This is a genomic window from Crossiella sp. NPDC003009, from assembly GCF_053591555.1.
In genome coordinates this window covers 33,703-54,464 of record NZ_JBSFUA010000052.1, presented here as the reverse complement: position 1 = coordinate 54,464, position 20,762 = coordinate 33,703, and the positions used below count along the sequence as shown (strand labels likewise).

Sequence of the window (20,762 nt, the reverse complement as noted above, 5' to 3'; positions counted from 1 at the left end):
CGACCGGGGGGGCTACCCCACGGTATGCTCGCGCGCGCCGCCGCTTTTGGCGTTCAGGCGTCAGGAGCGGTCGAACTCACGGGCGGCCAGCGCCCGCACGATGCCCGCGCGGCCCTCGTTCACCAGGCGGAGCAGGGCCGGCGGGTGCTCGCCGGAGGCGATCCAGGCGTCCGCGGCCTTGACCGTGGCCTCCTCCACCGCCCAGGACGGGAACAGTCCGACCACCACCGGCATCGCCCGGTCGCTGCCGCGGCGCTGCCACACCTCGGACACCTCGGCGAAGTAGCGGCCGGTGTAGCCGGCCAGCAGCTCCTTCTGCCCGGGGTGGGAGAAGCCGTTGATCAGCGACTCGTTGGTGGAGTTGGACAGCTCGTCGTCGTGCACGGCCCGGCGCCAGGTCTCCGCCTTGTTCTCCTCGGTCGGGATCAGCGCGGTGGCCAGCTCCGCCTGCCGCTTGCCGGTCGCGGTGGCGTCCCGCGCCAGCTCGGCCGCGATGTCGGTCTCGTCGGCGCGGGCGTGTGCCACCAGGGCACGCAGGATCCGCCAGCGCAGGTCCGCGTCCACGGTCAGGCCGTCCAGCACGTTGGTGCCGTCGTACCAGCCCTGCAGCACGGCCAGCTCGACCTCGCCGAGCACCGAGGAGGTCAGCGCGTTGGCGAAGGCCAGCTGGTGGTCCGAGCCCGGCTCCGCGGTGGTCGCCAGGTCCAGGATGCGGGTGGAGAAGCGGGACCAGCCCTCCGGCCGCCACGCCGGGTCGGCGTAGGAGGACAGCGCGGTCTGGGCCTGCGCGAGCAGCCGCTGCACCACGCCGACCTCGGTCTCGGCGTGCACGCCGCCGAGCACCAGGGTGACGAAGTCGCGGGCCTTCAGCTCGGCCTCGCGGGTCATCTCCCAGGCCGCCGACCAGCACAGCGTGCGCGGCAGCGGCTCGGTGATGTGCGCGATCCGGTCGATCAGGGTGACCAGCGAGTCCGGGTCCAGCCGCATCGTGCAGTAGGTGAGGTCGTCGTCGTTGACCAGCACCAGCTTGCCGCGGTGCACGCCGACCAGCTCGGGCACGTCGGTGCGCTCGCCGTCCACGTCCACCTCGACCCGGTGCACCCGCGACAGCTTGCCGTCGGCGTCCTCGTCGTAGATGCCGATGGCCAGCCGGTGCGTGCGCAGCTCACCGGCGCCGGGCCGGGCGCCGCCCTGCAGCACCGCGAACCTGGTGAACCTGCCGTCGGCGCCCACCTCGAACCGGGCGCGCAGCGAGTTCAGCCCGGTGGTCTGCAGCCACTGCGCGCTCCACCAGGACAGGTCCCGGCCGGAGGCCTGCTCCAGCGCGACCAGCAGGTCGGCCAGGGTGGCGTTGTCCCAGGCGTGCTTGTCGAAGTACACCCGCAGCCCGGCCAGGAAGTTGTCCAGGCCCACGTAGGCCACCAGCTGCTTGAGCACGCTGGCGCCCTTGGCGTAGGTGATGCCGTCGAAGTTGACCTCCACGGCCTCCAGGTCGGGCATCTCGCAGGCGACCGGGTGGGTGGAGGGCAGCTGGTCCTGGCGGTAGGCCCAGGACTTCTCGATGTTGGCGAAGGAGGTCCAGGCGTGCTTGTACTCGGTGGCCGAGGCCTGCGCGAGCACACTGGCCCAGGTGGCGAAGGACTCGTTCAGCCACAGGTCGTCCCACCAGCGCATGGTGACCAGGTCGCCGAACCACATGTGCGCCATCTCGTGCAGCAGCGTCTCGCACCGGCGCTCGTAGTCGTAGCGGGTGACCCTGGAGCGGAAGATGTACTCCTCGCGGAAGGTCACGCAGCCCGCGTTCTCCATCGCGCCCGCGTTGAACTCCGGCACGAAGCACTGGTCGTACTTGCCGAACGGGTAGCGCACCCCGAAGGCGTTGTTGAAGAACTCGAAGCCCTGCTTGGTCTCGGTGAACAGCCGCTCGTGGTCGGCGAACTCGGCCAGCGAGGCGCGCACGTACAGCCCGAGCGGGATCTCACCCTCGCTGTCGGTGTACGCGTCGCGCCACTCCGCGTACGGACCGGCGACCAGCGCGACCAGGTAGGTCGACATCGGCTTGGTGGTCTCGAACACGTGCCGCACGGCACTGTCGACCTGCTCGGTCGACGCGGTGGCGCTGTTGGACAGCACCTTCCAGCCGGCGGGGGCCAGCACGGTGAGCTGGTAGACCGACTTGAGGTCCGGCTGGTCGAAGCAGGCGAACATGCGCTTGGCGTCCGCGGTCTCGAACTGGGTGTAGAGGTACACCCCGTCGTCCACCGGGTCGACGAAGCGGTGCACGCCCTCACCGGTGTTCATGAACCGGCAGTCGGCCTCGATGACGAGCTCGTTGCGCTCGGCCAGGTTCGGCAGCGTGATCCCGTCCTCCTCGCGGAAGGCGGAGACGTCCAGCTCGACGCCGTTGAGCACGGCCCTGCGCACCCCGGCGGCCACCAGGTCGACGAAGGTCTGGGCGCCGGTCTCACGGCTGGCGAACCGCACCGTGCTGGTCGAGCGGAACGTGTTCTCGCCCGGCCCGCCCGCTCCGTCGGTGAGGTCCAGCTCGATCGCGTAGGACTCCACCTCCAGGAGGGCGGCACGCTGCTGTGCCTGCTCGACCGTGAGGTTCGGTGCGGCCACGGGTCACCTCGTGTTCTTGCTATCGGGGATGCACGACGTCAGGCATCAAACCACGAACGTCGAAACGGTTTCCCGCTCCCGGGAAGAGTTCGCCCCCGCGCGAGGTTGGTAGCAGGCAGGACGTGCTGCCCGAGGCTCGTCAACAGCCATAAACCGAAAGAGGCGTCATGAGCGCTGAGACCCCGCGCGTCGACTTCTACTTCGACCCGCTCTGCCCGTGGGCGTGGATCAGCTCGCGGTGGATCCTGGAGGTCGAGCAGGTCCGCGACATCGACTTGCACTTCCGGGTGATGAGCCTGTCCGTGCTGAACGCCGGCCGCGACCTGCCCCCGGAGTACCAGGAGCTGTTGGACAAGGGCTGGGGCCCGGTCCGGGTGGCCATCGCCGCCGCCAAGTCCCACGGCGAGGACATCCTCCGCCCGCTGTACACCGCGCTGGGCACCCGCATCCACAACGAGGGCCGCGGCGACGACCTGACCGGCGTGATCAAGGAAGCCCTGGCCGAGCTGGGCCTGCCCGCGGAGCTCGCCGAGGCGGCCCACTCGACCGACCACGACGAGGCGCTGAAGGCCAGCCACCACGCCGGCATGGACCCGGTGGGCATGGAGGTCGGCACGCCGACCATCCACGTGGACGGGGTCGCGTTCTTCGGGCCGGTGCTGTCGAAGATCCCGAGGGGCGAGGACGCGGGGAAGGTGTTCGACGGGGCTCGGCTGCTGGCTGGGTATCCGCACTTCTTCGAGCTGAAGCGGACTCGGACCGAGGACCCGGACTTTTCCTGAGGCTGAGCGGGGGACCGCTTTCTGGCGCGTTGCCGGAGGGCGGTCCTTCGCGTTTGCGGCTGGGCCAGGGCCAGGGCCGGGGCCGGGGCCGGTCGAGGTTGGGGCCGGGGCCGGGGCCGGGGCCGGGGCCGGGGCCGGGCCGAGGTTGGGGCGGGGGCGGGCCGGAGCCGGAGCCGGGGCTGGGGTTGGGGTTGGGGTCCGAGCGGGTCCGAGCGGGTCCGGGCGGCGGCGTGATGGCTGGCTTCAAGACGACCGGTCATATTCAGTCCTGTCTGGTCCTGGCGGGCTGGTCCTGGGCTGTCTGGTCCTGGCCGGTGATCCGGACGCCTCCCTCGATGAATATGACCGGTCGTCTTGAACGCGAGCTGAATATGACCGGTCGTCTTAAAGCCGCCGCTGCTGCCGCCGCCGTCGCCCACCCCGCCAGGCCTCAATGTGACCGGTCGTCTTGCCGATCCCGCCAGGCGCACCCGCACCGAGCCGCCACCTGGCCGAACCTGGCCACCCAGCCCAACCACCCCCAAACCGCGCCCAACCCCACCTCTGCCAGTCCTTTGTGGACACCCAGTGCCCCCAGCCCCTGCCCCGCTCCATGACACCCTGACCCCATGGCGAACGAACTCATCGAAGTGATCAACCCAGCCACCGAACAGGTCATCGGCTCCGTCCCGGCCGGCACCGCCGCCGACGTCGACGCCGCCGTGCGCGCGGCCCACGCGGCCTTCCCCGCCTGGGCGGCGACCCCGCTGGCCGAGCGGGCCGAGCTCGGGCGCCGGATCTCCGCGGGAGTGGCCGCGCGGCGGGACGAGCTGGCGAAGCTGATCACCGCGGAGATGGGGTCGCCGATCAGCTTCTCTACCAGGGTGCAGGCCAGCTTGCCGGTGTCGGTGGCGACCGGGATCGTGGAACTGATCGACAAGGGTTACGACTTCAGCGAGGAGATCGGCAACTCGCTGGTGCTGCGCGAGCCGATCGGCGTGGTGGGCGCGATCACGCCGTGGAACTACCCGCTGCACCAGGTCGTGGCGAAGGTGGTGCCCGCGCTGGTCGCCGGGTGCACCGTGGTGCTCAAGCCGAGTGAGGTGACTCCGCTCACCGCGGAGGTCTTCGCCGAGATCGTGCGCGAGGCCGGTGTGCCGGACGGGGTTTTCCACCTGGTGCACGGGTACGGGCCGACGGTGGGGGAGGCGATCGTCGCGCACCCGCTGGTGGACATGATCTCCTTCACCGGCTCGACCGCGGCCGGGCGGCGGATCTCCGCGGTCGGGGCCGAGACTGTGAAACGGGTCTCACTCGAGCTGGGCGGCAAGTCCGCCAACATCATCCTGGACGACGCGGACCTGGCCGGTGCGGCGAAGCAGGCCATCGCGCACTGCTTCATCAACAGCGGGCAGACCTGCACCGCGCGCACCAGGGCGCTGATTCCGGCGCGGCTGCATGACGAGTTCGTGGGGCTGCTCGCCGAAGCCGCGGCCAAGTACGTGCCGGGCGACCCGACCGACCCGGCCACCAGGATCGGCCCGATGGTCACCAAGGCCCAGCAGGAGCGGGTCCAGGGCTACATCCGGCAGGGCATCGCCGAGGGCGCCACGCTGGCCGTGGGCGGCGCGGAGACCCCGGCGCACACCCCGGTCGGCTACTACGTCCAGCCGACCGTGTTCGCCAACGTGCGCAACGACATGGTCATCGCCCAGGAGGAGATCTTCGGGCCGGTGCTGGCGGTGCTGCCCTACACCGACGAGGACGACGCGGTGGCCATCGCCAACGACTCCATCTACGGCCTCGCCGGTTCGGTCTACTCCGCCGACGCCGACCGCGCGCTGGCCGTGGCCAGGCGGATGCGCACCGGGCAGGTGGACATCAACGGCGGCGCGTTCAACCCGGTGGCGCCCTTCGGCGGCTACAAGCAGTCCGGCAACGGCAGGGAGATGGGACTGCACGGACTGGAGGAGTTCACCGAATTGAAGGCCATCCAGCGTTAACCGGACCACTCATCCGCTCGTGTCACACTCGTAGGTGACCGGATGGGGCCGCCGCCCCCTCCCCACTCAACGGAGCGTGGACGAGTTGGCGATTAGCGTCTTTGAGCTGTTCAAGATCGGTATCGGGCCGTCGAGCTCCCACACCGTGGGGCCGATGCGGGCCGCATGCACGTTCGCCAACGGCCTGAAGGCGGATGGGCTGCTGGCCGACACGGTGACCGTGCGCTCGGAGCTGTTCGGCTCGCTGGGCGCCACCGGCCACGGGCACGGCAGCGACAAGGCCGTGCTGCTCGGCCTGGAGGGCGCGGACCCGGAGACGGTGGACACCTCCTCGGTCGAGCCGAGGGTGGCCGCCATCCGCGAGCAGCGCAGGCTCCGGCTGCTGGGCAGCCACGAGATTGCCTTCGAGGAGCGGACCGACCTGGTCATGCACCGGCGCAAGTCGTTGCCCTACCACCCCAACGGCATGACCTTCGCCGCGCTGGACGCCTCGGGGCAGGAGCTGCGCAGCCGGACCTACTACTCGGTCGGCGGCGGTTTTGTGGTGGACGAGACCGCCGCCGGCGCCGACCGGATCAAGGTCGACGACACCCCGGTCCGGCACCCGTTCCGCAACGGCGTGGAACTGCTGGAGCGCACCATCGAGACCGGCCTGCCGATCAGCGGCGTGATGCTGGCCAACGAGCTGTCCTGGCGCACCGAGGCCGAGGTGCGGGACGGCCTGCTGCACATCTGGCAGGTCATCCAGGACTGCGTGCGCAGCGGCTGCGCGCGCGAGGGCACCCTGCCCGGCGGGCTGAAGGTGCAGCGCCGCGCGGCCGGGCTGTTCCAGACCCTGTCCAACGAGCACTACACCACCGACCCGCTGCGGGTGATGGACTGGGTGACCCTGTTCGCGCTGGCGGTCAACGAGGAGAACGCGGCTGGCGGCCGGGTGGTCACCGCGCCCACCAACGGCGCGGCCGGGATCGTGCCCGCGGTGCTGCACTACTACGCCCGGTTCGTGCCGGGCGCCAACGACGACGGCGTGGTCCGTTTCCTGCTGACCGCGGGCGCGATCGGCCAGCTGTTCAAGGAGAACGCCTCTATCTCCGGCGCCGAGGTCGGCTGCCAGGGCGAGGTCGGCTCGGCCTGTTCGATGGCCGCCGCGGGCCTCACCGAGGTGCTGGGCGGCACCCCGGAGCAGGTGGAGAACGCCGCGGAGATCGCCCTGGAGCACAACCTGGGCCTGACCTGCGACCCGATCGGCGGCCTGGTGCAGATCCCGTGCATCGAGCGCAACGCGGTCGCCTCGATCAAGGCCATCACCGCCTCCCGGATGGCGCTGCGTGGCGACGGCACGCACTTCGTCTCGCTGGACAAGGCGATCAAGACCATGCGGGAGACCGGCGCCGACATGAAGGTCAAGTACAAGGAGACCGCGCGCGGCGGCCTGGCCGTCAACGTCATCGAGTGCTGAGCCGCTCCGGCCGCCGGTGGTCGACTGGGGCGGCGGAGTGCCTGCTCGGTGCCGTTTCGCGGCTGTTTTGAGGCTGTGGAAGACAAGCGCGCGAACGCCCTGGAAGTGAACTGGGCGTAGCCGACTGTCGCCTCCCATCTGTTTCCGGACGGCATCACCCTGTAGCGTCATGGCCGCTCGCTCTGTCCACGAGGCCTGCTTGTGGGCGGCGCGGGGGTGAGACGGGACCACTGCCATTGGTGGTACCGCTCGCATTGACGAGGAGTTTTATGGCAACCGGCAAGGTCAAGTGGTTCAACGCGGAAAAGGGCTTTGGCTTCATCGCCCAGGACGGCGGCGGACCTGACGTGTTCGTGCACTTCTCGGCCATCCAGGGCTCCGGTTACCGGTCCCTGGAGGAGAACCAGGCCGTGGAGTTCGAGGTCGTTCAGGGCCCCAAGGGTCCTCAGGCGGATCGGGTCAGCGCGATCTGATCCGTTCACGACGCACCGCGGGCCCGCATCCGATGGGATGCGGGCCCGCGGTTTGTCTGGAGAAGACCTGAGCGGCTAGTCCCAGTCCCAGCGCACGCCGTAGATGCCGGGCGAGACGTCCAGCGAGACGAAGTGCGCGGTGTTGGAGGCGCCCACCCACAGCTCCTGCACGTCCTGCTCGGGCGCGTTGGCCAGCTGGCGGTGGTAGCGGAAGCAGCGCGCCGGGACCATCGCCGGGTCGAAGTGCACCTGGAGCACGTAGTCCCGGGCCGGGGTCCGGAAACGCCGGTCGTAGAAGTGCGCGGGAGTGGTCGACTGGCACTCCAGCTCGAACTCCATGATCGTGGTGTCCCCCGCGGAGAGCACCCGGTCGAGCACCAGCTCGGCCACCATGAAGTTGCTGTCCGGGTCGAAGCGCACCCGGCCCAGCCGGCAGTATCGGGTCGAGGTGATCAGCGGCGCCGGGCGGTCCGGGTCGTCGCCCCGGTAGTAGAGGAAGTGCCGGGAGACCTTGTCGACCTCGGCGCGCACCACCTCCCGCACCCGCAGGCTCTTCTCCGAGCGGTCCGCGCCGAGCAGGTAGGTGTCGTGCACGCTCAGCCGGGTCAGCTGCGCGGTGGAGGGCACCTCCAGCCGCTCCAGCAGCTTGGTCAGGCCGTCGGGGGACTCCCACAGGCGCTCGGTGTCCAGGCTGCCAGGGGTGTGCGAGAGCCAGCGGCCGCGCGGTCGGCGCGGGCCGAGCAGGCTCATCAGTGAGTTCGCCGGCAGGCGCAGCACCTCTTCGAGGATGTGCACCCCGCGCAGCGAGTCCGGGCGCTCCGGGCGGCTGCGCCCGTGTCGCCAGTAGCTCAGCGTGGTCAGGCTGACCTTCACCCCACGCTGGGCGAGCCGGTACTGGATCCGGTCCAGGCTCAGTCCGCTTGCCTCGATCGCGAGGTGCAGGGCTCTGGAAAACGGGCCCTTCTGCAGCACTTCGGCCAGCTCACGGCTGGGCTCGGGCAGAGCGGGGGAGCCGTTGTACACCGGCCGATGCGCAGTCGTGGTCGGCTGCGGCTCTTGGTGCACGAGCACCTCCTCGCCACGTGGCAGGCAATCACAGGGAGTCACCTACGACGCTGACTTGACACTTGTCACACGGAGCATAGTTCAGCTCACCGAGCCAGGCGAGGTGACGCCCGATTGAGTAGGTGCTGTCGGACTTTACGCAACAGACCAATGGCTCAGTGTCACAAGTATTCGGTGCTGCTAGGCGTGGCCAGAGTGATTGGTAACACTTTGGAGTGCATCTGCGGTGAAGTCTTCAGGGTACGGGGAGCGACGCAGTGCCGCAGCGCGATCCAGCCGCCCCGCGCTGACCTCGGCACACAGCTCGGCCACCCGGCTCAGCTCGGCCAGCTGCTCCCGCACGAAGGCCCGGTCCACCGGCTCACCGTGCCCCGGCACCACCACCGAGGGCTTGAGCGCCAGCACCTGCTCCACCGCGGCCGGCCAGGCCAGCGGCCAGGACCCCTTGAACGCCGGTGGCGCGCCCTGCTCGACCAGGTCGCCGGTGAAGACCACCGACACCTCGGGCAGCCAGACCAGCAGGTCGTGGTCGGTGTGCCCGTGCTCAGTGGGCAACAGCTCCACGACCCGCCCGCCCAGGTCCAGCTCGGTCCGCTCGGCCACCGGGTGGGTCGGCGGCACCGGCTCGGCGGCCAGGATCGCCTCGGCCACCTCGGGGCGGCCCTGCTCGCGGTAGTACTCGCTCCAGGCCTTCTTGTCCGCCTCGGCGCCCGCCGCCAGCGCCGGACCGCAGCGCTGGTGCGCCCAGATCTCGCAGGGTGCGAAGGCCGAGGCGCCGAAGCTGTGGTCGAAGTGCGCGTGCGTGAGCACCACCCGCCAGGGCAGCGGGGTGACCTCGCGGACCGCGGCGGCCAGCTCCGCGCCCTGCACCCCGTCCCCACGGGTGTCGATCACCAGGCAGCCCTGTTCGCCGAGCACCAGCCCGGTGTTGAGGTCCAGCTCGGTGTGCCTGCGGACCAGCACACCCTCGGCGACCTCGACCCAGCGACCGTCCACCGCACGTCCTTCCCTAGGCGCCGAAGATCCCGTCCACCAGTACCGGTGCCGCCGTGCTGCTGTCCACCGCGCCGGCCAGCTCGACGTCCGCGGCCAGCCCGGCCTCGGTGAGCTCCCGTCCGGACACGGAGTCTGCCAGCAGCTCCGGCACCCGGTCGGCCACCGCGGCGAACGCGGTCGCGGCCAGCTCGGCCTCGCCGGAGCGCCCGTGCCGCAACCCGTGCGCGATCGCCCCCGCGCCCAGGTAGTCCTCCAGCGAGGGCCGCAGCGGCCGGGCCGGGTCGATCCGCCAGCGCTCGCCGCCGGCGATGATCCCGATCGGCCGGTCCCCGGCCAGCTCCAGGGCCTTGGCCGCCACCGCGCTCGCGTTGCGCAGGCACCCGGCCAGCACGGTGGCGCCGGTCGCGGCCGCCCGTGCGCACAGCGTGCCGCCGTTGGGCGAGGACAGGCCGAGCAGCGTGCCCTCGGGCACCCCGGTCAGCGAGGAGGGCCGCAGCGACCACTTCTCCTTGGTGGCCACCGAGCCGGTCGGGCTGGTGTGCAGGCCCAGCCCGGCGATCACCGCGCCGCGCGCCTCCGCCGCCCGCTGCGCGCCCTCGTCGGCGCTGGCGAAGGGCAGCACCCGCGCGCCCCTGCCGACCACCACGTCCACCGTGGTGGTGAACACCAGCACGTCCACCACGACCAGCACCGCGCACCGCGGCGCCAGCATCGCCACGCCCTCGCCGCCCCACTCCAGCCGCACCCGGAAGCCGTCCTGCCCGAAGACCGTCATGTGACCAGCCTCGCAAAGCCGACCGCCCAGGTCAGGCGAATATCGGAGCTGGCAGACTGCGTGCCCGTGCGCGTTTACCTTGGTTCCGACCACGCAGGCTTCGAGCTGAAGAACCACCTCGTCGCCCACCTGACCGAGCAGGGTCACGAGGTGGTCGACGTCGGCCCCCACACCTACGACGCCGAGGACGACTACCCGCCGTTCTGCGTCGAGGCCGCCCGCCGGGTGGTCGCCGACGAGGGCAGCCTCGGCGTGGTGGTCGGCGGCTCCGGCAACGGCGAGCAGATCGCCGCGAACAAGGTCCCCGGCTGCCGTGCCGCGCTGACCTGGAGCGTGCAGACCGCCCAGCTGTCCCGCCAGCACAACAACGCCCTGGTCGCCGGGGTGGGTGCGCGGATGCACAGCACGGAGGAGGCCACCGCGATCGTGGAGGCGTTCCTGGCCGCCGAGTTCTCCGCCGAGCCGCGGCACGCCCGCCGGATCGGTCTGCTCAGCGAGTACGAGCGCACCGGCGAGCCGCCTGCTTTGCCGAGCGCCTGAGTTGGGTAAGCCAGCCGGGTGAGTCGATCTGCCTGGCTGGCCACCCCGGTGGTCGCGACCTTCGGCACGCTCCTGGGCGTGCTGGCCCTCTACTTCGGCGAGGCGGCACTGGTGCCGTGGCTGGCCGGGCCGGGCGACCCGCCGTGCGGGCAGCCGGACTGCGTGCTCGGCGTGGGGTTGCAGATGATGCTGGCCGCGGTGGTCCTGGTGCTGGTGGCGGCGGTGGCCGGGGTGTGGCTGGGGCTGAAGCACCGGGAGACCGCGGACCGGGCCTCGGCGGCGCTGCGCGGGTTCGTAGTGTGTGGCTACTGCCTGCTGGCTTACGCGATCCAGTCCGTGATCGCCTGGTGGCCGAAGTAGCCGACGAGGAGTGATCGTGCCGGAAGGCAACACCGTGCACCGCTTCGCCCAGCTGCACCACCGGCACTTCGCCGGGCGCCGGGTGGCGGTGTCCAGTCCGCAGGGCCGGTTCGCCACCGAGGCGGCCGTGGTGGACGGGCGGGTGTTCGAGTCGGCCGAGGCGCACGGCAAGCACCTGTTCCACCACTACGGCGATGTCACCGTGCACGTGCACCTGGGGCTGTACGGCAGCTTCAGCGAGCGCGAGCTGCCGGTGGAGCCGCCGCAGGGCCAGGTGCGGATGCGCCTGGTCGGTCCGGAGCACTGGACCGACCTGCGCGGCCCGAACGCCTGCCGACTGCTCGGGGAACAAGGACTGCATGCCCTGCGCGCCCGGCTCGGCCCGGACCCGCTGCGCGCGGACGCCGATCCGGACCGCGCCTGGGCGAAGATCAGCAAGTCACGGACCTCGATCGCCGCACTGCTCATGGACCAGTCGGTGCTCGCCGGTGTCGGCAACGTCTACCGCGCCGAAGTGCTGTTCCGGCACCAGATCCCGCCGCTGCGCGCGGGGCGCGACCTCGCCCGCGCCGAGTGGGAGGCGATCTGGGCCGACCTGGTCGAGCTGATGAACTACGGGGTCCGGGCGAACCGGATCGACACGGTGCGTCCCGAGCACCTGCCCGAAGCGACCGGCCGGCCGCCCCGGATGGACCGGCACGGCGGCGAGGTCTACGTCTACCGCCGCGCCGGACTGCCCTGCCTGCTGTGCGGGACCCCGGTGGCGATGGCGGAGCTGGTCAGCAGGAACCTCTACTGGTGCCCCGGCTGCCAGCCGGACTGATCACCAGTCGTCGCCACCGCCGAAGTCCATGCCGCCGAAGTCGCCGAAACCGTCGGCCAGGCTGTCGCCCATGTCGCCGAGGCCCTCGCCGATGCCGCCGATGAGGTCACCGGCCATGCTGGCGATCGCCACGCCCGCCATCCCGGCGAACATCGCACCGAAGAGCATGCCCGCGCCCGAGCCCCAGGAACCGGTGGCCCTGGCGGGCTTCCAGATCGGCTCGCTGTACCAGCCCTGCGGCAGTGGCCTGCCGGCCACCATGCCGCCGGGGAAGTAGTGCGGGGTGTGCGAGCTGGGCGTGCGCGCCACCGCGTACTGGTGGCCCTCCACGGTGACCTCGCGGTCCTCCGACACCGTGCCCGCGCTGCGCTGCCCGTTGAGGTCGGGCAGGGCGGGACCGGGGTCCATGTCCATCGCGACCCTGGCCGCCCGCACGTAGTACAGGCCCTCCATCGCGGTCTGCTTGGCCAGCTGGGCCTGCGCCGCCGAGGTGGCCTGCTCGATCTGCGAGCCCGCCGCGGTGTAGCTGCCGGAGGCGTCGGCCAGCGCCTGCCGGGCCGCCTCGTTGGTGCCGACCAGGTTCAGCACCTGGCCGCCCAGCCGCTCGATCCAGCGGCGCGCGTCGGCCTTCTCGTCGTTGAGCTGCTGCTGTGCCCGCGCGGCTTTCTGCCGGGACGCGTACAGCACCGCGCCAACGATGACCACGGCGAGCAGCAACAGCACGATTGCCGTACTCAAGGGTGCCTCCCGATAGCAGGGCGCCGCGGGTGGCTCCCGCGGTCACCCTCTCCAACGGGCTACCCGCCCGGGCCGTTCCCCACCGTCGGGTGAGCCAGGGCACTCAGAAGATCTCGACGGTGTGCGGCGCCGGATCTGTCAGGAACGCCCGGCTCAGCGGGGCCAGTGCGCCCGGCCGCAGCTCGCGCACCCGTCCCGCGGCCGCCAGCGCGGTCAGCCGCACCCCGCCGAGGAAGGCCGAGCCCAGCTCGGTCGTGCTCAGCGCCAGCTCCGGCTCGTCCTCGGTGCGCGTCACCTCGGCGTGGCCGTCCGCGCCGATCCGCAGCCGCCGGCGGCCAGCGTTCCACGGGCAGAACTCGTCGGTCAGCTCCAGCACGGTCTCCAGCGGCCCGGCGTAGCGCCGCAGCGGCAGCGCGCGGTCCACGTCGACCAGCCGCACCCACAGCGCGTCGCGGCGCCCGAGCCTGGCCGCGCGCGGATCGGCCAGCAGGTGCGGCAGCGGGTCGTCCAGCGGGGCGCACCAGTAGTCGGCCAGGCCGGCCAGGTCCGCGTCGAGCAGGTGCCGCCAGAGCGCGGCGTAGCCGACCGGGCCGGTGGTGACCAGTTCGTGCACCTCCACCGCCAGCACCTGGCGCTGGTGCATCCGGAACAGCGCGTAGCCCTCGGGGTGCACCGCGAACCGGAAGGCCTGGCGGCCGTTGCGCTGCTGCGTCCCGTCGAGCAGCCGGTAGTGCCAGGCGTCGGCGTCCCGCTCCAGCCAGCCCGGCGTCTGCGCGGCCACCTTGGCGTGCAGCTCGCGCATGAGCGGTTCGGCGACCTCCCTGGACACCTCGCGCACCCGGTCGGTCCCGGTGTCCACAGTGGGCAGGAACCGGGCGCCCTTGTCGATCTCGATCTCCAGGCGTTCCACCGCGATGCCGTAGCCGTACCGGCCGTAGATGCCGCCCTCGGAGGCCCACAGCGCGGCGAACGGGTCGCCGCCCTCGGCGTGCAGGTCGTGCAGCAGCGAGCGCATCACCCCGGTGAGCGCGCCCCGCCTGCGCTGCCCAGGCGCGACCGCGACCATGGTGACCCCGGCGAAGGAGTGCGCGCCGGTGCCCGGCAGCGTCATCCGCCTCGGCCAGATGCCGCCGCCGCCGATCAGCTCCGCGCCGTCGAAGGCGCCCCGGAAGCGGGCCGGGTCCCACATCCGGAGCTGGGCCTCACGGGCGGGGTCGTCGGGCTCGCCGTAGAAGGCGGTGCGGCAGATGTCGAGGTGCTCGGACAGGGTCGAGGTGGTGAGCGGGCGGACCGTCAGCGTTGAGGTCATGCCCGTGTTGCTACCGCAGGTTGTGGACGGGCGCGAACGGATTTGGGCAGGGTGGGCTGATGCGCCCCGAAGCACTGCACGCGGCACTGAGCACCGCGGTGGCTGAGTTCCAGGCCGCCGTGACCTCGGCCGGACCGTCCGCGCTGGTGCCTGCCTGTCCAGGCTGGACGACCGACGCGCTCACCGCGCACCTGGCCTCGGTGTTCGGGCTGGTCGCGGACTGGATCCGGACCGGCCGCAGACATCCGCCGAGACCGGTCCCGGCGGCCGCGCCGGACGCCTTCGCCACCGCCTCGGTCACCCTGCTGGAGCTGCTCGACCCCGGCCAGGCCGACCGGCCGTGCCCGACCTGGTGCCCGTGGGACCGCACGCTGGGGTTCTGGCTCCGGCGGATGGCGCACGAGGCGGTGATCCACCGGGTGGATGCGGAGTCCGCGCTGGGCGCGGTCACCCCGGTCCCCGCCGAGCTGGCCGCGGACGGGGTGGACGAGGTGCTCACGCTGTGGCTGGGCGCCCACCAGCCCCCGGCCGTCAGCGGTGAACACGTTGTGCGGCTTGAGGTTCCGGGCCGGGAGTGGACGGTTGGACTGAACCCCGTGGTGGTCGACTTCTGCGACGGCGCCGAGCCGGACGCGGTGCTGCGCGGCCCGGCGGATGCGCTGGACCGGTGGCTGTGGGGCCGGGGCGGGGCGGCCGGGTTGACCACCGAGGGTGACCCGGCCGAGCTGACCGTCGAGGGCGACCCGGCCGCGGTGGCCGCGCTCCGGTCCGCGGTCGCCGCCGTCACCTGATCGCGCTGCGCCAACCAGGTGAGTTTCCGCCTCGTGCGAGGTGCCACCCTGCCCGACCGGGCTTCGCGTGACCACCCGTTCAGTGGAATAACTCGTGACTCTCAGCTATCACCCGAGAAGGGTGTGGCGACCAGATGGTGGCAAGATCGATGTCACTGCTTGTCACCGTCGCGGTCGGTATTGGCCGACTACGAGGAGTGTTTGAGGTCTCACTCGTTCGGGAAGCGACAGCCGCCGGAATTCCCGGTTAACTAACGGCCTGTGCGGCCCGCGACCCGCACGGAAAACCGAACAAATCCCCGAGAACTGCTAGCTCGAAGGAGTGGACGTCACCACAGGTGGCTAGATAGCAGGACGCCGTGCTGGTGTTCCTCCTCGTTAGCGGGACACCAGCGCGGCTTTCCCCATTCCCGCTATTCGAACTGGCGAGCCGCCGAAACGCCGCGCCGGTGGAAATCGGTCAGATCCGGGTCCTCGTTCTCGAATGCCTGCTCCAACTGTGCCCAGCCGACACGATGCGCGAACTTGGCCTCGCTGCTGGTGATCGGGATCAGCCAGGTCAGCTGCACCGGCCGCTCGCCCACCGTGACCGTCCGGAACTCGTCCGGCAGATAGACCGGTAACGCCGCGTAGAACGCGGTCAGCTCACCGACCGGGAAGATCTGCCCCCTCGGCCCGATCACCTGCCCCCGCGCCAGCCCGTGCCTGGAACCGAGCAGTTCGGCCCCGACCTGGTCCAGCAGCGCGGGCACGAACTCCTGCAGCTGCCCGTCCCTGGTGTGCATGACCAGCTCCTGCCACACCCAGCCGCCGGGCAGGTCCAGCCGGTGCGCGGACAGGCCGATGGTGGCGTGCGTGCGCACCCCGCCGAAGGGCCGGTCCGGGCCGAACTGGGCGATCCGGAACGGCATCGGAGCGCCGGTGTCGTCGGTGTCCCACTCGCGTTCCGGCGGGCCGAGGTGGCGCTCCAGGTGTCGGATCAGCTGCACCAGGCGGAGTCTGCCCCGGCCAGGGGCGGATGTCTGTGGGGCAGAGGCGTGAACCGGTGGCAGGATCTCCGCCATGACCAAGGCCGATCTGCTGGCCCGGCCGGACCGGCCCGAGCTGCTGCTGTTCTGGGGCCACCGGCCCGAGCCCGACGGGAGCGCCGGCCAGGGGTGCCTGAGCCAGTGGTGGCCCGTCGAGCTGGACGACGACGGCCTGCTGCTGCGCAGCGCAGAGCACTACATGATGTTCCACAAGGCGCTGCTGTTCGAGGACCAGGACACCGCGGCCAAGATCCTGGCCGCCGACAACCCTGGCGAGGCCAAGACCCTAGGCCGCCAGGTCCGCTCCTTCGACTCGGCGACCTGGGCCGCCCGCCGGTTCGACATCGTGGTCGCGGGCAACCTGCTCAAGTTCACCCAGCACCCCGACCTCGGCGCCTACCTGCTCGCCACCGGCGACCGGGTCCTGGTCGAGGCCAGCCCGCTGGACCCGGTCTGGGGCATCGGCCTGGCCGCCGACGACCCGAGGGCGGGTGACCCGGCGCAGTGGCCGGGGGAGAACCTGCTCGGCTTCGCCCTGATGGCGGTGCGCGACCGCCTGCGCACCGCCGCGTAGTCGTCACCGGGCCGTCAAACGCCTGTCACCTGAGGACGTAGGCTCAGTGGGCAGGCGTGTCGAGGAGGTTCGGTGCTGTACAGGTTGCTCAAGCGGCTACTGGGTCGGCTGGTCCGGTTGGTGTGGCGCCCCACGGTGATCGGGCTGGACAACCTGCCCAAGAAGGGCGCGTTCATCCTGGCCGCGAACCACCTGTCCTTCGCCGACAGCCTGATGCTCCCCCTGGTCGTCCCCCGCCAGGTCGCCTTCCTGGCCAAGGCCGAGTACTTCACCGGCAAGGGCGTCAAGGGCGCCATCATGCGCTGGGTCTTCACCGCCCTCGGCCAGATCCCGGTCGAACGCGGCAAGGGCCGAGCCGCCGGCCAGGCCCTGGACACCGCCCTGGAGGTCCTGCAGGCAGGCGGCGCCTTCGGCATCTACCCCGAGGGCACCCGCTCCCGCGACGGCCAGCTGCACCGCGGCCACGTCGGCGTCGCCCGCCTGGCCCTCACCAGCGGCGCCCCGGTCATCCCGGTCGGCCTGATCGGCACCGACCGCCTCCAGCCCGTCGGCAAGAAGATCCCCCGCATCCGCCCGGTGACCATCCACTTCGGCAAGCCGCTGGAGTTCAACCGGTACGACGGGATGAACGAGTCCCTGCCGATCCTGCGCTCGGTGACCGACGAGATCATGTACCAGATCATGGAACTGTCGGGCCAGGAGTACGTCGACCGCTACGAGAAGCCCCCAGCCGCCGCCTGATCCGCTTCTTTCCCGCTTGGGCTGAATTTTTCCGCTCTGCTCGGCACTTCTCGGTAGTGTCTTCGCCACGTGCGACAGCAGGGAGGGCTGGCCGTGGCGGGGTTGGACATTGTTGGACTGCTGGACAGGTTGCGGGTCAACACCGCATCCGGACAACCTGCGCGCCATCAGCCGCTGTTGTTGTTGTGGGCGGCCGGCCGAGCAGCACGCGGCGCGGCGCGGATGACCCCGTGGCAGTCGGTCCGAGCGGAGCTCACCGAGTTGCTCGATAAGTTCGGTCGCCCCGGCGCGAAGGCGAGTCCGGAGTATCCCTTTGTTGCGCTAGCACACACCGCGTTCTGGGAGCTGGACGGACACAGCGAGGCGGTGCCAGCGGCGCACAGTTCCGGCGTGGCAAGGTGGCTGACGCGCAACAAGCCTTCTGGCGGTCTGACCGAGCCGGTGTACCGCACTCTGGCCACAGACCACGGCCGGCGAAACGCCTTCGCTGGCAAGATCATCGACCGCTACTTTCCCGGCGAAGACCCCGAGGCACTGCTGGCCGCCGTGCAGTTGGGCGACCTCACCTTCGACCGCTTTGGTGAGGTGCCTTGGGCGCCGGTAGGTACCCACTTCGTCGATCGGGACGCGGCCTTCTACGCCCACGTGCATCGCCAACGCCAGGCTGGCATCTGCGGCAGGCAAAATGAATGCGCCCAGTCCATCGTCGTCAATGGTGGATACGAGGATGACGATGACCTAGGTGACGTCATCATCTACACAGGTCAAGGTGGCAACGAGGAAAAGAAGCAAATTGCAGATCAGACGCTAACTCTTGGCAACAAGGCATTGGCGATCAGCTATGAGCAAGGGGAGCCCGTTCGGGTTATTCGCGGCTACAAGGGGGATCCTCGATTTTCTCCGGAGTCGGGATATCGATACGACGGCCTCTATCGCGTGGCGGCGTACTGGTCCGAAAAGGGCAAGTCCGGCTTCCTTGTGTGGCGCTACAAGATGGTCAAGTACGCCCTCTCTGGTATCGAGGTTCCGCTGGCTGAGGCGGTAGTCAAGGCGGAGAAGGCTGCGCCGGCTGGTGCGGTCAAGCCAGGGCGTAAGCCGCAGTTCAGCAACAAGATCGATCGATCCATCAAGGTGGTCAAGTGGGTCAAGAAGAAGCATGACAGTAGATGTCAGATCTGCAGCCTGCGGCTAGAAGTGCCGAATTCTTATTATGCGGAGACGGCACACATCAAGCCGCTGGGTATCCCGTTTGATGGCCCGGACGTACCTGAGAACACCCTCTGTCTGTGTCCGAACCATCACGCCCTCTTTGATCGCGGTGCCGTCCTTATTGAGGATGACCTGACAATCGTTGACGAGATCACCGGCGAAGAAATGGGCAAGCTGGTGACGGTCGCCGGGCACAACATCGAGGTGGAATACCTGGCTTGGCACCGGAACTACTTCCGCAACCGTGCCATCAGCTAGGCCGGTCCGGGGTCGCCAGTGGCACTAGCTGCCGGTCTCCGACCCTGGTCAGCAGCGCCAGTGGCTTGCTGGCCATGGTCAGTGCCAGTACCACCCAGCGCGGCTTGCCCAGTTCGCGCGCGATCGGTCCCGCGAACGCCGCCATCAACGCCGTCAGCCCTGGCAGTGGCCGCACCGACAGCGTGATCGAGGAGATCAGCCCCTCCGCGTTCAGCTCGACCCGAGCCGTCTCCTCCAGCTCCTGCCCGCCCACGGTCGCCGTGTGCACCAACACCCGCGTCCGCGAATCTCCCACGTCCGCCCGGTAGCGCAGACCCTTCAGCTCCCGCAGGGCCACGGTCAGCACCGCGCGCACCTCGGCCTTGCCCTCGAACCGCACCCGGGTGGTCAGCGGCGAGTGCAGCACTACGTCCTCGGCCAGTGTCGCCAGCACTCCCGCCAGGTCCCCGGCCTCGCCCGCGGTGCGGTAGCGCTCAGTTGTCGTGCTCATCGTGGTTCCCCTCGGTAGTGGTCAGTCCGTGCAGTCCGCGCCAGATCAGGTCCGCGGTCAGCGCCTCGATCTGCGACCGGGTCACCTCCGGATTCCGCAGCCACCAGGACGCCATCGCGTTCACCGTCCACTTGGTCGCCTCGGCGAGGGCAGTCGCGCCCTGGTCGCGGGACAGTCCCGACGGCAGGTCGAGGTGGGGAATCCGGTGCAGCAGCGCGGTCAGCGCCGCCGACGCGTCGTCCTGACCACGCTGGTGGGCAGGCGCGACAGCCGGATCAGCGGGCGGTTCGCCGAACAACAACCGCCACCCCACCTCATTGCGCTCGATCCACCCAAAGATCAGCGACAACGTGTGCCGCACCAACCCCTCTGGCGACAACGAGGCAGGCGGAGCCCCCCAAGCAAGGTTCAGCCCAGCCGCATGCTCCTCAATCACGGCCCGGTACAACGCGTCCTTGGCCGCGAAGTGGTCATACAACACCGGCGTAGTAACCCCCGAAGCCGCAGCCACCTCCCGCATAGAGGCCCCCGCATACCCCCGAGCCGCAAACACCCCACCAGCAGCCCGAAGGATCACCCCCCGCCGCTCAGCAGGACTAAGACGCTTACGTCCACCGTTACCTGACATCAGTTAGGTAACCTACCATCAAACCTAACCACTGTCAGGTAGCGACGCGAAGCGAGCCCAGAAGGGGGTCCGGGGGCAAAGCCCGCCGGCGTGGGGGCGCGGGGGCTCGGCCCCCGCTGAAATGGCGAAACGCCCCGGGGAAGCGCAAAGCGCGACCACGGGGCGTGCGGCGTGGAGCGGGCGACGGGAATCGAACCCGCGTAGCTAGTTTGGAAGACTAGGGCTCTACCATTGAGCTACGCCCGCGTTGGAGCCCGGTTGCCTGGGCTCCGGTGTAAGGGTAGCGGGTCGCACGGTATGGTCTGCACGCGGTACCCCGGGATGTGGCGCAGCTTGGTAGCGCATCCGCTTTGGGAGCGGAGGGTCGCAGGTTCAAATCCTGTCATCCCGATTCCACCTCGGGCCGAGGTGTGCCTGCGGAACGCGCAGGCCACCTCGGCTCCATGGTCACACCGGGGGCCGAGCCCCCGGACCCCCACGGTGCGGTTGGTGCTGAACCAGCCTGGTTGCGTGTGTGGTCAGTCGTCCAGGCCTAGTTGTACGCCGTAGCGGATCAGGGCGTGTCGGTCTGGTAGGCCCAGCTTGTTCTGGAGTCTGCTGATGGTGTTGCGGACTGTTTTGGGGCTGACCAGCAAGTGTTCGGCGATTGTGGCTGTGTCCAGGCGTTTTGCCAGTAGGCGTAGTAGTTCGTGTTCTCGGTCTGTCAGCTCGTGGGGTGGGGCTGGGGCGGTGAGGGGTTCGCCGGTGCAGGCCTGGTCGATGGCTGCTCTGAGTTCTGTGGGGCCCGCGCCTTTGAGCAGGTAGCCGGTGGCGCCTGCCTTGATGGACTTGAGGATGGCCTCTTGGTCTTCGGAGACGGTGAGGACCACGACCCTGATGCTGGGGTCTCTGGCCAGGATCTTGGTGGTGGCCTCGTAGCCGTCCATGATCGGCATGGCCAGGTCCATCAGGACCAGGTGGGGGGCTGTCTCGGCGGCCAGGCGGACCGCTTCGAAGCCGTCGGCGGCCAGGCCGACTATCTCGTGGCCGTCGCCGCGGAGCAGGTCGCGCAGGCCGATGCGGAACAGGGGATGGTCGTCGGCGATCAGGATGCGCAGGGGCGGCGGCATGGGGGGACAG

The 20,762-nt window shown here is 70.2% G+C and carries 21 protein-coding genes and 2 tRNA genes; 12 read left to right on the top strand and 11 right to left on the bottom strand.

Annotation, left to right across the window (positions count from 1 at the left end; all coding sequences use genetic code 11):
• Positions 1-60 precede the first annotated feature (60 nt).
• A complete protein-coding gene (gene pepN / locus ACWDY5_RS35270; RefSeq protein WP_449726467.1) occupies positions 61-2,622 on the bottom strand; it encodes an aminopeptidase N in 2,562 nt (853 codons plus the stop codon).
• A 167-nt stretch (positions 2,623-2,789) separates the two neighbouring features.
• On the opposite strand from pepN, the gene ACWDY5_RS35265 reads away from it, so the two are divergent.
• The 4 genes from ACWDY5_RS35265 (at position 2,790) to ACWDY5_RS35250 (ending at position 7,318) form a co-directional block, all read left to right on the top strand.
• On the top strand, positions 2,790-3,404 hold the full coding sequence (locus ACWDY5_RS35265) for a mycothiol-dependent nitroreductase Rv2466c family protein (RefSeq protein ID WP_449726466.1): 615 nt from the start codon (positions 2,790-2,792) through the stop codon (positions 3,402-3,404).
• 608 nt (positions 3,405-4,012) lie between these two features.
• A complete protein-coding gene (locus tag ACWDY5_RS35260) occupies positions 4,013-5,386 on the top strand; it encodes an aldehyde dehydrogenase family protein (RefSeq protein ID WP_449726465.1) in 1,374 nt (457 codons plus the stop codon).
• Positions 5,387-5,471: 85 nt separating this feature from the next.
• A complete protein-coding gene (locus ACWDY5_RS35255) occupies positions 5,472-6,845 on the top strand; it encodes an L-serine ammonia-lyase (RefSeq protein WP_449726464.1) in 1,374 nt (457 codons plus the stop codon).
• 269 nt (positions 6,846-7,114) lie between these two features.
• A complete protein-coding gene (locus tag ACWDY5_RS35250; RefSeq protein ID WP_185002108.1) occupies positions 7,115-7,318 on the top strand; it encodes a cold-shock protein in 204 nt (67 codons plus the stop codon).
• 75 nt (positions 7,319-7,393) lie between these two features.
• Here ACWDY5_RS35250 and ACWDY5_RS35245 read toward each other — a convergent pair whose 3' ends face one another.
• From ACWDY5_RS35245 to ACWDY5_RS35235, 3 genes are all read right to left on the bottom strand, one after another.
• Positions 7,394-8,383: a hypothetical protein gene (locus tag ACWDY5_RS35245; RefSeq protein ID WP_283663499.1), complete on the bottom strand. Its 990-nt coding sequence runs from the start codon at positions 8,381-8,383 to the stop codon at positions 7,394-7,396.
• Positions 8,384-8,563: 180 nt separating this feature from the next.
• A complete protein-coding gene (locus ACWDY5_RS35240) occupies positions 8,564-9,379 on the bottom strand; it encodes an MBL fold metallo-hydrolase (RefSeq protein WP_449726463.1) in 816 nt (271 codons plus the stop codon).
• A 13-nt stretch (positions 9,380-9,392) separates the two neighbouring features.
• Positions 9,393-10,154 (bottom strand): 2-phosphosulfolactate phosphatase, encoded by a 762-nt coding sequence (locus ACWDY5_RS35235; protein WP_449726462.1) that lies wholly within the window; start codon positions 10,152-10,154, stop codon positions 9,393-9,395.
• A 66-nt stretch (positions 10,155-10,220) separates the two neighbouring features.
• Between ACWDY5_RS35235 and ACWDY5_RS35230 the strand changes: the two genes are divergently transcribed.
• From ACWDY5_RS35230 to ACWDY5_RS35220, 3 genes are read left to right on the top strand one after another with little or no spacing between them, the layout of a single operon-like run.
• Positions 10,221-10,694, top strand: coding sequence for a ribose-5-phosphate isomerase (locus ACWDY5_RS35230; RefSeq protein ID WP_449726461.1), 474 nt, complete (start codon positions 10,221-10,223; stop codon positions 10,692-10,694).
• An 18-nt stretch (positions 10,695-10,712) separates the two neighbouring features.
• Positions 10,713-11,054 carry a hypothetical protein gene (locus ACWDY5_RS35225; RefSeq protein ID WP_449726460.1) on the top strand — a complete coding sequence of 114 codons (342 nt, stop codon included), beginning with the start codon at positions 10,713-10,715 and terminating at the stop codon, positions 11,052-11,054.
• 16 nt (positions 11,055-11,070) lie between these two features.
• A complete protein-coding gene (locus ACWDY5_RS35220) occupies positions 11,071-11,877 on the top strand; it encodes an Fpg/Nei family DNA glycosylase (protein ID WP_449726459.1) in 807 nt (268 codons plus the stop codon).
• On the opposite strand, the gene ACWDY5_RS35215 is transcribed toward ACWDY5_RS35220, so the two are convergent.
• Together ACWDY5_RS35215 and ACWDY5_RS35210 are read right to left on the bottom strand one after the other, a co-directional pair.
• Positions 11,878-12,615 carry a hypothetical protein gene (locus tag ACWDY5_RS35215; protein ID WP_449726458.1) on the bottom strand — a complete coding sequence of 246 codons (738 nt, stop codon included), beginning with the start codon at positions 12,613-12,615 and terminating at the stop codon, positions 11,878-11,880. It lies immediately after the preceding gene.
• A gap of 103 nt (positions 12,616-12,718) precedes the next feature.
• Positions 12,719-13,924, bottom strand: a complete 1,206-nt coding sequence (locus ACWDY5_RS35210) for a GNAT family N-acetyltransferase (protein WP_449726457.1) — start codon at positions 13,922-13,924, stop codon at positions 12,719-12,721.
• A 59-nt stretch (positions 13,925-13,983) separates the two neighbouring features.
• Between ACWDY5_RS35210 and ACWDY5_RS35205 the strand changes: the two genes are divergently transcribed.
• Positions 13,984-14,715, top strand: a complete 732-nt coding sequence (locus ACWDY5_RS35205) for a maleylpyruvate isomerase family mycothiol-dependent enzyme (RefSeq protein ID WP_449726456.1) — start codon at positions 13,984-13,986, stop codon at positions 14,713-14,715.
• A gap of 413 nt (positions 14,716-15,128) precedes the next feature.
• Here the strand turns inward: ACWDY5_RS35205 and ACWDY5_RS35200 are convergent, their stop codons facing one another.
• Entirely contained in the window at positions 15,129-15,704 is a 576-nt protein-coding gene (locus ACWDY5_RS35200) for a suppressor of fused domain protein (RefSeq protein WP_449726455.1), read from the bottom strand.
• A gap of 73 nt (positions 15,705-15,777) precedes the next feature.
• Here ACWDY5_RS35200 and ACWDY5_RS35195 point away from each other — a divergent pair, with 73 nt between their 5' ends.
• The 3 genes from ACWDY5_RS35195 to ACWDY5_RS35185 all read left to right on the top strand — a co-directional run bounded on the left by ACWDY5_RS35195 (position 15,778) and on the right by ACWDY5_RS35185 (position 18,525).
• Entirely contained in the window at positions 15,778-16,317 is a 540-nt protein-coding gene (locus ACWDY5_RS35195) for an NADAR family protein (protein ID WP_449726454.1), read from the top strand.
• Positions 16,318-16,389: 72 nt separating this feature from the next.
• The gene (locus tag ACWDY5_RS35190) at positions 16,390-17,058 is read left to right on the top strand and encodes a lysophospholipid acyltransferase family protein (RefSeq protein WP_252486564.1); all 669 of its coding nucleotides are present in this window, start codon (positions 16,390-16,392) and stop codon (positions 17,056-17,058) included.
• A 93-nt stretch (positions 17,059-17,151) separates the two neighbouring features.
• Positions 17,152-18,525, top strand: coding sequence for a YDG/SRA domain-containing protein (locus ACWDY5_RS35185; protein ID WP_449726453.1), 1,374 nt, complete (start codon positions 17,152-17,154; stop codon positions 18,523-18,525).
• Here the strand turns inward: ACWDY5_RS35185 and ACWDY5_RS35180 are convergent.
• The 3 genes from ACWDY5_RS35180 to ACWDY5_RS35170 form a co-directional block, all read right to left on the bottom strand.
• Positions 18,518-19,015, bottom strand: a complete 498-nt coding sequence (locus tag ACWDY5_RS35180) for a nuclear transport factor 2 family protein (RefSeq protein WP_449726452.1) — start codon at positions 19,013-19,015, stop codon at positions 18,518-18,520. The genes ACWDY5_RS35185 and ACWDY5_RS35180 overlap by 8 nt on opposite strands.
• On the bottom strand, positions 18,999-19,643 hold the full coding sequence (locus ACWDY5_RS35175; RefSeq protein ID WP_449726451.1) for a TetR/AcrR family transcriptional regulator: 645 nt from the start codon (positions 19,641-19,643) through the stop codon (positions 18,999-19,001). The genes ACWDY5_RS35180 and ACWDY5_RS35175 overlap by 17 nt, the downstream gene beginning before the upstream one ends.
• Positions 19,644-19,815: 172 nt before the next feature.
• Positions 19,816-19,889: transfer RNA gene (locus ACWDY5_RS35170), tRNA-Gly, on the bottom strand.
• Positions 19,890-19,960: 71 nt separating this feature from the next.
• On the opposite strand from ACWDY5_RS35170, the gene ACWDY5_RS35165 reads away from it, so the two are divergent.
• Positions 19,961-20,034 (top strand) — tRNA-Pro (locus ACWDY5_RS35165).
• A gap of 127 nt (positions 20,035-20,161) precedes the next feature.
• On the opposite strand, the gene ACWDY5_RS35160 is transcribed toward ACWDY5_RS35165, so the two are convergent.
• Positions 20,162-20,752, bottom strand: coding sequence for a response regulator (locus ACWDY5_RS35160; protein WP_449726450.1), 591 nt, complete (start codon positions 20,750-20,752; stop codon positions 20,162-20,164).
• Positions 20,753-20,762: the final 10 nt, after the last annotated feature.